Genomic DNA, 11093 nt, shown 5'->3' with positions numbered 1-11093 from the left:
GACGCGCCCGACTGGGCGTTGATCCCTGGGGAGCTCTGGCCGAAAGCCGAGGCGGCGGAGAACCGCAAGAACTCGGTGGTGGCCCGTGAGTTTGAAGTGGCCTTGCCCCACGAACTCACTGACGAGCAGCGGTCCGACCTCGCCATTGCCATCGGACAGGCCCTGGTCGCCCGCTACGGTTTCGCTTTGCAGGCCAGCATCCACTCCCCAGGCTCCCGCGATGGGCTGAACCACCATGTCCACCTGCTGGCCACCACGCGCCGACTGACCAGCGACGGCTTCGCCGAGAAGACACGAGAGCTGGACGGCGGAGCGTCGGGCAAGATCGAGATCGAGTGGATCCGCCAAACCATGGCTTCCACGATCAATGCGCATTTGGCCGCTGCCGGCATTGATGCCCGGGTTGACCACCGTCGCCTGGAGGTCCAAGCCGAAGATGCCCTGGCCCGCGGGGACTGGGCCGAAGCAATGGTGCTGTCCCGCCAGCCCACGAAGCATGTGGGCAAGACAGCCACGGCATTGGCGCGTAAAGGCGTGATGACCGAACGTGCTGCCGAGAACGCGCGCATCGTTCGAGAAAACGAGGAGGCCTTCGAGCGGTTGCTCGCTCAAGCGGAGCAGGAGGGCAGGGCAACTCTGGGCTCCGCTGGTCATAGCCATGACCAGGCGCAGCGCGATCGACGCCGCCGGGGCGGCTTCACAAAAGGCCTTCCGTCCTCTGTCCCGGGGTTGGAAATCCATGGGCTCCGCGGCATGCGCCTTTCGGATGCACTTGGCCGGCCTGCGGAAGACGCCGAGGTGCGGCCGTTGCGCTCCATCGGTGAGCTGGTCGCCGAGGCGGCTCGGGACCTTGCAGAGATCCTCTCGGTCCGGTCCGACCTGGCGTTGACCGCCACCCAGCGCCTGGTAGGTCAGTGGACCGTTCGTGCTGCTGCCCTTGTCGACAGTGTTGATTTGCGCAGGTGGCTTAACAGGCTGGTCGACGGACTGGGCCGTCTGAAACGGAGTGTGCTGAAGTTCGCCCAGCGGACCAGTGCCCTAGGGCGTGCCCAGCGTCTCTTCCACTTGGCCGAGCAGGCGTGGGAACAGTTCAGTGGCGACCATCCCCGTCCCGATGGCGAATGGTCCTCTGAAGAATGGGAAAAGCGGCGGGGGCGACGCTTGGCTGTTCTCGAAAAGCGCGCAGACGAACTGGCGGTAGCCCAGGCAGCCGTGTCAGAGCAGCAGTGGAACGACGACGAGAACGAGATCGAGACCCGTGCGGCTCAACTGGAGCAGTGGAGCGGGGAGATTCTTGCGAGTCCTGAGCTCGAAACTGCTAGCCGGTTTGTTGAGTCGGTCAAGGTCTCTCCTGCCTCGCCTAAGCCTTCCTCGATGCCGATGCCGGCGCCGCGACCAACAAGCCGGCGCCCGCGGCCCTGATGGATGTCAAAAGCCCCGCTGATGCGGGGCTTTTTTTCTGTGGCCTTAATGCCGGGGGCGAGGACGAGGGCGCAGATCTATGTGCTCGATTCCATTGGACTCCTTGGGGCGGGGAGGCGCGTCCTTGTTTTTCTTTCGCGCCTCACGCCACTCCTCGATTGAAGCCGGCATGGTTGGCACGACGCTGCGATCAACGGCCGCTCGTTTGACGAGGATGGGTTGAGGAGGTGCCATCGCTGACGCCTGGGTCTGACTGGCTTGCCCTGGTCCGCCGAGCCTCAGAAGCTCTGCCGCCAAATCGAGCGCGTATTGAATGTCCTCTACTTCGTGAGGGGGAAGGCGCGTGGTGCGCTGCTGAAGGAGGTGTCCGAGCAGGCGACTGGCGACTTTGATCTGCGTTTGGTGATGCATGGGTGCTCCTGTGTTGGGTAAGCACACATAGAAGCAGTTGGCGCCTCCTGCGCAAGAGCTCGCTTGGCGATTTACTTCACAAATTCAATGAGTTGACTCGCTGGAATTTGATGGTAGGTATTGCTGTGAAGCTATCGGCAGGTAGCTTGACTAACGGAGCACTGCCCTGCATCGTCTCGCTGGCAATGCATGGTGTTGGGCGGATATGATCGAGGAAACATTGAAAGGAAACCTGCCGAGCACGCTTTCTGCAACGGCTTGAATGGCTTAGGTCGGAGGCGATCCGATCCCACTCTCTCCGCCAAGTTGAATCCAACCTGTTGATTTTAAATATAATTTTTGGCTTCACGAAGATGTTTGAAAGGGCGTAACTCGGGACAACTTTCCCAGATGCGTATCCCTCATCACGGCGTGTGTTCTGCGTTAGGTCCATCGGCTCTTTTCAGGACGTGCCTGGTGATTGAAGGCGATGCGTGAGCTGCTCATCCTTTTCAGCCATCTCCAAGAAGCGTTGCACGCAGATCTTGCCCGTCTCCCAGTCGGACAGAACGGTAGGGCCTGCGGCGCGCAAGCTGTCCGGATACTCTTGTGGCCAGTTGCCAAGCTCAGGATGCATCTGGCTGTGCACACTGTCCCAGCGCAGGAGCAGGGCGCGGCTTTCGACGGTCCAGCAAAAGAACTGGGCAAGCTCAGCTAGGTCAGAGCGGAAGTAGGCATCACACGCCGCTACACTCCAATAGTGACTGATCCGCCCGAGCTGCGTGCCAGCCTTCGGGCTCAGTGGGCCGGTGGCTTTGAGGTGCTCCTTGGCGGCCTTGGTATAGCGATCAATGTCGCCCGAGGTTTGAGCGCGTTCAACCCAGGCCCTGCACTCAGGTGCCAGCGCTTTGAGTGATGGGTGGAGGGACATCTGCATGTCAGCGGTTAGTCTCCTGATCAGCGCTTAGCTTACCGCGATGGCAGACGCCGTTGAACTCACTTGCAACGGTAGCCTATGGCTATGCAAGCGAATCCCGAGCGAGGCTGTTCCTCAACGAAACTTGCTGTCCAAATACTGGAAAACGGTCCTTGCCGCGTTGATTGTCAGCATTGCTTCGTCCTTTTCCAACAACGCTTCGTTGGCATGGGCCAAGCTCGCGTTGTTGCGCGCAGGGTTGAGGCAGTCGATCACACTGCTTAGGCAATTGAGAACCCGCCCCATGGCGTCTGATTGGCTGCCTAAGTCGTTCAGGGCCGGATGCTCTGTTCGAAGGAGTTTGAACAAGTTGGTGATTGTGGCGCCCTGAGGAGGCTCGATGTCTCTCGCATAGCAAACCGCCTTCAGATAAGCATGAAGTGCGGTGTGGATCCGATCCACCGCGTGAGTCGGTCCTGCGCTTTGGATGAGCGTGTCGGCATCTGCTAACGCGCGCTTTAAGACATCGCTGGTGATGGCTGGGCTGCTGGCTCGAACAGAAAGCCCATCGGCGCAGCGCTTAGCCATCTGCAAAAGTTGGCGATAAGCCTGAGGGGTCCGAAAATGCTCGGTCCCTTGCGGGTATTTCCGGGCGACACCCCGGAGGATGGCCGCTTGCTGGTGTGCCTCAGCGCCGGTCAGGACAGAAGTGAAACGCTCCCGAATGGTGCTGCCAGCGACCCTATCTAAGTCAATGTCTAGGTCGCAGAATCCGGCGTAGAACTCCCGGTGGGTGCGATGCGTGAAATCGCCCAGAAAACCGCCCTCGACGCCCAGGTATTGATGGACAACCCAGTGGATCTCACTGCTTCGCAACTCGCCCATAGATCCCCCCAATCGGCTGGAACACACGTTACATTCGGAGCATTATAGGCGGACGCATTCAGGGGGATGCTGGGTTATGTTGTTCGCCTACGCAGACCCTTCTTAGGGGACAGTCGATGCATCAGACGACAGTGGCACAGGCAGGTGAAGAGTCTTCTTCGCTTAGGGGGAAGGGTGGCTTAAAGGATAAGGTCGAGAAGGCTCGCTTGGAGCTTTTGGATCTGTCCACCCGCAATCGACTGCTCCACACCCCACGAGGCGGTCGAGCCAAGACCGTCGAGGTTGTCCACGAGCTTGCCAAGGCGATGTATCAGACCTTGGTGATTGACGGTAAGCGCTTCACCTTTGTGGCGGGCAAAGAAGATCCGAAGCAAGGCAGCACGGTGCCTGAGCTTGACGACGATGATGAGGTGTCTCTGCTGGATGAGGTTCCGGAAGACCCGGAGTTGATCGCACAGCCTGACTTCGAACTGGACGAGAACGGACGCGTCAAAGCGCATTGGGATGCGCACCTGACCACACGCTTGACGCCAACAGGGCTGCAAAAGCGCCTGTTGGATCTCTACACCGATGCTCGTACTCTTCAAGAAGAGCAGGGCGTCAATGTTCTTTATCTGGCGGTTGGCTATTTACGCTGGCGTGCTACTTCTACGCCGCAAACTGATCGCTTTGCGCCCTTGGTGCTGATCCCTGTCCGGTTGGAGCGAAGCACGGCGGGAGAGAAATTTCACCTCAAATGGACTGGCGACGACATCCAAGCCAATTTGTCGTTGCAGTTGTTCTTGCAGCGCGAGTTTGGACTTCGTTTGCCCAACATCGACGAGTTCGAAATGTTGGATATCGAGGCCTATTTGGCGTCGGTTGAAGTGATGTTGGAAGGGAAGGAAACCTGGGGCGTGCTTCGCGATGACGCCATCCTTGGTCTGTTTTCATTTGCCAAGTTCATGATGTATCGAGACTTGGATCCTCAAAGCTGGGAAGTGCTTGGCGGGATGGACGCCATCCCGATGCTTCGTGGCGTCATCCAAGACGGCTTCCCGGGCGCCAGCTTGACCGACGAAGCCAGCGACCTCGACAGCATCATCTCACCCGAAAAAATGCGCCATGTGGTCGATTGCGATTCGTCGCAGGCCTTGGTGGTTCATGATGTGCTTCAAGGCAACAACATTTTGGTGCAAGGCCCGCCTGGCACAGGCAAGTCCCAAACCATCGCGAATATCATCTCGGCCGCTGTGGCTGAGGGTAAGCGTGTGCTGTTTGTGGCTGAAAAGATGGCCGCGCTTGAAGTCGTCAAGCGGCGCTTGGATCAAGTCGGTGTGGGCGTGGCGTGCCTGGAACTCCATAGCAACAAAGCGAACAAGCGCTCGTTACTGGAAGAACTCAGGCAAACGCTGAGCCTTGGTGATCCCAAGCGAACCAGCACTGCACCGATCATCGAGCAGCTCACCGAACGACGTGACACTCTCAATGCCCATGTGGAGCGTCTTCATGAGCCGCATGTTCCCTCGGAACTCACTGCATACCAAGTCTTTGGACGGCTGGTTCGCCTGAGACGCCAGGGCTATACGACTCAGAGCTTGCCCTTGGGAGCCCCAACCAGTTGGGCACCCCATGAGAAAGAAGCCCGCGATGCCTTGCTTCGAGAACTCATTGAGCGCATTGAAGAGATCGGTGTGCCAAGCGAGCACGCTTGGAGCGGCGTCCAAAATGATGGGTTGCTACCCAATGAGCGCGATCGCCTCCTGACGCTGGTCGGAGCCTTGTCGGGTCGTCTTGAGGACTGGAAACTGGAAGCCTCAGCGCTTCATCAGACCTTGGATCTCGAAGCACCCGCGCGCATTGACGACGTCGGGCTTGCGGTCCAGCGCATCAAAGCCTTACTCGATGCGCCCAAGCTTGGTGCGGCTGCGCTTCAAAGCACGGTTTGGGACACAGAAGGGACCGCTTTAACGATCATTGTGGCGCTTGAAGCTGCTCAAAAAGCCAACGCTGCGGTCTTATCTAAGATCGAACCGGCGGCATTGCAGGCAAGCTGGGCGGCTTCAAAGTCCACCCTAGCCCAGCTACCCAGCCCCTTCGTGCTAGGCAAAGAGCTGTCTACGCTTGGCGCGTCACACACAACCTTGGTACGTCTGCTGCCGGATCTGACACGCCTGACGCAGCTTCTGACCGAGAAGGCGCCGCTGACGCTCGATTTGGCGCTTCGGTTGGTGGTCATTGCTGAACGCGCGACGAGCATTCCGGAGCTAGACCGAGATGCCTTGGTCGCTCACATTTGGGAACGCGGTGTCGACACGGTTGAAGAGATCGTGGTGGCGGTCGAGACCGTCCAACAGGCCAAATCAAACCTGTCCACGGTGTTCCGCGACTCAGCATGGAGCAAAGACAGCGCTGAGCTGGAAGCGGCACGAGGGCAGTTGGCCATGCGCGGCACAAGCTTGTTCCGCTTTTTAAGTGGCGATTGGCGCCGTGCCAACCAAAGTATTCGCGCTTTGCTGTCAAATCCCAAGTTGCCAGCGCTCGACATGCTGGGCTCGCTGGATGTGCTGCTCGATGCCAAGAGCGCCCAGCGCAAAATTGCCGATCACGACGCGCAAGGCGAGGAAGCCTTTGGCTCCAATTGGCAGCGTGAGCGCTCGAACCCTTCTTTCCTTCGAGGAGTCGTTGCGTGGATGCGCACGCTGCGCCCTTTAGGAAGCGGTGTTCGCGAGCGTTTGGCCGATATTGGTGATCGGGTTCTAGCGACTGACATCGCCAAGCGCGTCAAGCCAGTGTTGGAAGAGCTTGGGCGAAGCCTTGGGCCTGTCCATGAAGCATTGGTTGCGGCTGAGCGAAATCCATGGGGCGAAGAGACGGTTTTGAAGCGCGTGGCGTTGTCAGAGTTGTCTGAGAAGTCCGCTCATTGGCTGGCCGCCTCCGAGCAAGGCGTATTTCTGACCAATGCCGACGAACTCACCCTTGCGCAATCGCTTTCTGTGATCGAAGAAATCGAGCAGGCTCAATTGGCCAATGCGGCGTATCAAGCGCTGGCGGATGACGGTGCGTTGTCCTTCGGGGCTTTCTGGAACCGTCTCGAAAGCAAAGCACCTGAGCTTCGCCAGGTGAGTGCTTGGGTGGAGAAGAACCCGGAGCTTCGCTCGTTGGCAGCCCGTTTGGAAGACCCACAACCCTTGCTCGATCAAGCGGAGCGAGCATCTTTTGCAGGCGGTGTGTTGGCTGGTCAAGTCATGGATCTTCTCGTCGGCTTGCAGTTTGAAGGCAACGCCGAGATCACCCGCAATCCGAGTCACGCGCCTTTGGAAGTCCTCAAAACGCAACTGGCAAACTGGCAAGCAGATCCGGAGGGGCTCCGGGCTTGGGTGGCATATCTGGCTATCGCTAAGGAAGCCAAGCGCAAGGGTCTGGGCACACTGGTCGAAAGCTTGGCCAGCGGCGAACTCGCCCCAGCCGATGCGCTCGGCGTGTTTGACCTGTCGTATTTCGAGGCAGTGCTGCAAGCCTTGGTGCAGCGAGACCGTGCGCTGGCGAATTTTGACGGACAGCGGCAGTCGCAAGTCGTTGCAAGCTTCGCAAGTCTCGATCAAGAGCGTATGCAGCTGGCGCGCTATGAAGTCATCAAAGCGCATCACAGCAGGATCCCCCGCCAAGGCGGGGCGACTGGTCCAACCGCTGTGCTCATTGGCGAAATGGCGAGGAAGAAGGGCCATCTCCCCATCCGGCAGCTTATGCAGAAGTGTGCGCCGGCCATCCAGGCACTCAAACCCGTTTTCATGATGAGTCCGCTGTCGGTCGCGCAGTTCTTGCCGGCAGGCGTTTTGGACTTTGACATGTTGGTCATTGACGAAGCGAGCCAGGTGCAGCCTATCGATGCATTGGGCGCGATTGCGCGCGTTAAGCAGCTGGTGATCGTAGGGGACGAGCGCCAGTTGCCACCCACCCGCTTTTTCTCCAAGGCGCTTGGCGATGGTGGCGATCGAGATGATGACGAGGGTGGGGCACAGGCGTCAGACGTCGAGAGCATCTTGGGGCTTTGCCGCGCGCGAGGTTTGCCTGAGCGGATGCTTCGTTGGCACTACCGGAGCCGCCATCAGTCACTCATTGCCGTTTCCAATCAACAGTTTTACGAAGGCAAGCTCTTCATTGTCCCAAGCCCCTACACGAGTGAGGCGGGAGTTGGTTTGCGATTGCATCATTTGCCTGAGGCGATCTATGACCGAGGCAACACACGCACCAATCCCAAAGAGGCCAAGGCCGTGGCGTTGGCTGTGTTGGCACACGCTCAAAACACGCCAAAGCTCACGCTCGGCGTCGCAACTTTTTCCACCGCGCAACGCCGGGCCATCTTGGACGAGTTGGAGCTTTTGCGTCGACAGCATCCGGAAACGGAAGGGTTCTTTGCCGATCATCCGGCTGAGCCGTTCTTTGTCAAAAGTCTGGAAAACATCCAGGGTGATGAGCGGGATGTTATTTACATTTCTATAGGCTATGGCCGCGATGCCCAGCGGCACATGACTATGAACTTTGGTCCTGTGAGTAGCGACGGTGGCGAACGACGCTTGAATGTGCTCATCAGTCGCGCCAAGTCGCGTTGCGAGGTCTTTACCTCGATCACCGATGAGGACATCGACACCGATCGAGCGAAGGGCAAGGGCACTTTAGCTTTGAAGCTTTTCTTGAACTACGCCAGGACCGGTCGCCTGACGCTCACCACGGAGGAGCGCGATTCCAAGCAAAGCATGTTTGAGCAAGAGGTTGCCCAAGCGCTCCGCGTGCGGGGCTACGACCTTCATACGGATGTCGGTTTGGCAGGCTTCTTTGTAGACATTGCCATTTCCAACCCTGATCAGCCCGGGCGCTACATTTTGGGGATCGAGTGCGACGGGCAATCGTATCGAGACGCCCGAAGCGCGCGTGACCGAGATCGTTTGCGCGAAAGCGTGCTGCGTGACAAAGGCTGGCAGGTCTACCGAATTTGGAGTTCGGACTGGTTCCACCGTCCTGAGGCGGAGCTTGAAAAGCTTGTTGCGGCCATTGAACGCGCGAAGTCAGAGCCAGGCCCCTTAGAGCCCAGTCCCAAGTCTTCGCATCGCGCGGTGCCCGTTGAGATTCTGACTGTTGATCGCGGTGAAGTGGCTGAAATGGGGCTCATCGAGGCGCAAAGTCCGCCCGATACTGAGCCTTACATTGAGGCGTCCTTTGCCGTACCAGGCAGTCAGTTCGAATTGCATCTGGTTCCAACAGGGCAACTCGCGACCATCGTGCGTCAGATCGTTGAGGTAGAAAGCCCCATTCACCGCAGTGAGGTTGTCACGCGCGCTCGCACGCTTTGGGGCTTGCAGCGTGCTGGCTCGCGCATCCAGCAAGCTGTGGAAGATGCGATTAGGTCGGTGGTGTCGATGGGTGGGGTCCAGATCGTTGACCAGGACTTCTTGGCCATTGCAGGGAAAGAAGTCCGTGTGCGGGACCGCTCGATGGTCGAGTCGTTGACACTGCGCCGCCCAGAATTCTTGCCTCCTTCCGAAATCGATTCGGCTCTGCTCAAAATAGTGAAGGACAATCTCGGCGCGAAGGCTGAGGAGTTGGTGACGATGGTTGCGCGGCAGCTCGGCTACAAGAGCACGAGCCCACAACTTCGCCGGGTCATTCTTGATCGTTGCGAGGCCCTAGTGGGGGCGGGGCGATTGACTTCACGGGGAGATCTTTTGGTGATGGCCTGATCTGTCGCAAAGCTTTGGTGCTTGCCGCTCCTCTCGGGCGAATCTAAACTGGTAGCACACTCACCAGGACACATTCCGGTTGGTGTTTTGCCTGCAGATCAGTGGGTTAGAGTGCGTTACTTCGAATCCCACTCTCTCCGCCAATATCCATCTAAGTCATTTATTTAGTTGAACTTATTGTGGATTGCTGAGTCTGCCAGCGAAATGTAGGTCGGGAAACATCTTCCGAGTGCGCATCCCCACATCATCTTGTTCGTCCCCCGCCGGCAACTATGCTTTTCGTCAGTGTGTGTCCAGCGACTTGCAGGTCATCATCGGCCGCAAGGTCATCAAATAAACACGTCGGACTGCGAACGTCGCCTCAGCCAGATTGCGAGCGGTTGTCTTGGCATCAGGCTACGCTCACGCATATGACGTGTTGAGGGATCGACGGGTAAATCCGTTTAGCGAGAAGGATCTGGAAGCGCTCGTTGATCGCCTAAGCAGCGTGCAGGTCGGCGCCATCTCACGTCTTCCTCGGGCGCAGGCGGCATGTGGCACGCTCACCGAGCGCTGGCAGATCGACCGCGGAGACGACGTCCAGCGCATCGTGGCTGCAAATCTACGACGTGAGTTTGCTTTGCGGCATTGGCTTAACGATGAACCTTTTCATCAGCTCGCTCGCGTTCCCTTCGGATCCTGTGTTCGTTGAGAATGCCAAGGTCGGCATCTTGCCGGGATCGCTACTTCCTGCGTTGCTGGAAGCGGTCGTATTGAGGTTGGCGTCCAGAACCTAAAGCAGGCTGCTTGGCTGGGTGCAAGGCATCTTGGCCGAAGTCCCGACCAACCGGTTTCGGTTGGCCGGGACATTGATCAGCGAACGTGATCCAGGAACTGGCGGTGGCGCTCGTATTGGTCGAGCACATCATGGATCACTTGCACTTTGGGCCAACCCATGACGTCGTAGTCCTGTCCGCCTTCGCGCAGGTAGACCTCAGCCCGATAATGACGGGTGCCCTCGCTCACTGGGCGGCGTGGATCTTGCAACGCGAAGGTGGGTGGTTCGTAAGGCTGAGGACGCACGGAGTAGAAGAAGTCCATTTCTTCGCCATGGCCTACGCGAAGCCAAGCGCGGCCATCTTCTCCTTCGGTGACTTCAACCGGAAGATCCTGCTTGCGCAGCTCCACCGCAACCTCTTGGAGTGCGGGCAGCACCTGATCTTTGATAAAGGCAACCACCTCTGTCTTGACGGGGTTGTGCGCGAGCAGCTTGAGCCTGGCGCGCCAGTCTTCGCTGGTGCCTGGAAGCAATCGTGCATCACGAGAGATTGAGCGCTTCGTTGCGTCCAGATGCATGGCTTTGAGTAGTCCCTGTCGACTTCCCGCAATTCAGTGCCAGCCAAAACTAGAGGTCTGCGGTTGATGTTGATCACGGAACTCGGCGGGCGTTAGCCCGCCCAGGCTGTCGTGCGGTATCTGTTGGTTGTAGTCGGCCAGCCAGTGTTCGGTCTGTTCGCGGACCTCGCTCAGCGTGCGGAAGAGATGCATATCCAGCACGCCGCGCCGGTAGCTGCCGTTGAAGCGTTCGATGAAACCGTTTTGCATCGGCCGTCCCGGCTCGATGAAATCCAATGCGATGCCTTTGCACTCGGCCCACTCGGCCAAGGCTAATGCGACAAACTCCGGGCCATTGCGACGTCCCCCCGCCCTGAGTAGCGATCGGGTTTAGAGTCCGGGGTTGATGATATCGGTGTTTGCCAGATGTTGGGCATAAGCGGACGGCG

The 11093-nt window shown here is 58.5% G+C and carries 7 protein-coding genes and 1 pseudogene; 3 read left to right on the top strand and 5 right to left on the bottom strand.

Translation table 11 applies throughout. The annotated features are described in order from the left end of the window. Positions 1 to 1422, top strand: a 1422-nt coding sequence (locus tag XdyCFBP7245_RS22470) for a MobA/MobL family protein (RefSeq protein ID WP_104617580.1), incomplete at its 5' end; no start/stop codon positions are given. 45 nt (positions 1423 to 1467) lie between these two features. Here XdyCFBP7245_RS22470 and XdyCFBP7245_RS22465 read toward each other — a convergent pair. The 3 genes from XdyCFBP7245_RS22465 to XdyCFBP7245_RS22455 form a co-directional block, all read right to left on the bottom strand. Next, positions 1468 to 1833, bottom strand: a complete 366-nt coding sequence (locus tag XdyCFBP7245_RS22465) for a hypothetical protein (RefSeq protein ID WP_104617579.1) — start codon at positions 1831 to 1833, stop codon at positions 1468 to 1470. Positions 1834 to 2275: 442 nt separating this feature from the next. Then, positions 2276 to 2749, bottom strand: coding sequence for a hypothetical protein (locus tag XdyCFBP7245_RS22460; RefSeq protein ID WP_244907896.1), 474 nt, complete (start codon positions 2747 to 2749; stop codon positions 2276 to 2278). 114 nt (positions 2750 to 2863) lie between these two features. Continuing rightward, positions 2864 to 3613, bottom strand: coding sequence for an abortive infection family protein (locus XdyCFBP7245_RS22455; RefSeq protein WP_104617578.1), 750 nt, complete (start codon positions 3611 to 3613; stop codon positions 2864 to 2866). 116 nt (positions 3614 to 3729) lie between these two features. Between XdyCFBP7245_RS22455 and XdyCFBP7245_RS22450 the strand changes: the two genes are divergently transcribed. Both XdyCFBP7245_RS22450 and XdyCFBP7245_RS24955 read left to right on the top strand, forming a co-directional pair. Next, positions 3730 to 9330, top strand: a complete 5601-nt coding sequence (locus tag XdyCFBP7245_RS22450; protein ID WP_104617577.1) for a DUF3320 domain-containing protein — start codon at positions 3730 to 3732, stop codon at positions 9328 to 9330. A 533-nt stretch (positions 9331 to 9863) separates the two neighbouring features. After that, complete coding sequence (locus tag XdyCFBP7245_RS24955; protein ID WP_104617576.1) at positions 9864 to 10106, top strand: Na+/H+ antiporter NhaA; 243 nt, start codon at positions 9864 to 9866, stop codon at positions 10104 to 10106. Positions 10107 to 10182: 76 nt separating this feature from the next. On the opposite strand, the gene XdyCFBP7245_RS22440 is transcribed toward XdyCFBP7245_RS24955, so the two are convergent. Together XdyCFBP7245_RS22440 and XdyCFBP7245_RS22435 are read right to left on the bottom strand one after the other, a co-directional pair. Further along, positions 10183 to 10665: a hypothetical protein gene (locus tag XdyCFBP7245_RS22440; RefSeq protein WP_211287767.1), complete on the bottom strand. Its 483-nt coding sequence runs from the start codon at positions 10663 to 10665 to the stop codon at positions 10183 to 10185. Between the two features lie 33 nt (positions 10666 to 10698). Continuing rightward, positions 10699 to 11001: pseudogene (locus tag XdyCFBP7245_RS22435) on the bottom strand (integrase core domain-containing protein); the annotation flags it as partial. Positions 11002 to 11093 lie beyond the last annotated feature (92 nt).

The organism is Xanthomonas dyei, assembly GCF_002939865.1.
GTDB lineage: Bacteria > Pseudomonadota > Gammaproteobacteria > Xanthomonadales > Xanthomonadaceae > Xanthomonas > Xanthomonas dyei.
The sequence above is the reverse complement of the archived record's forward strand: the minus strand, read 5'-3'. Positions and strand labels throughout refer to the sequence as shown.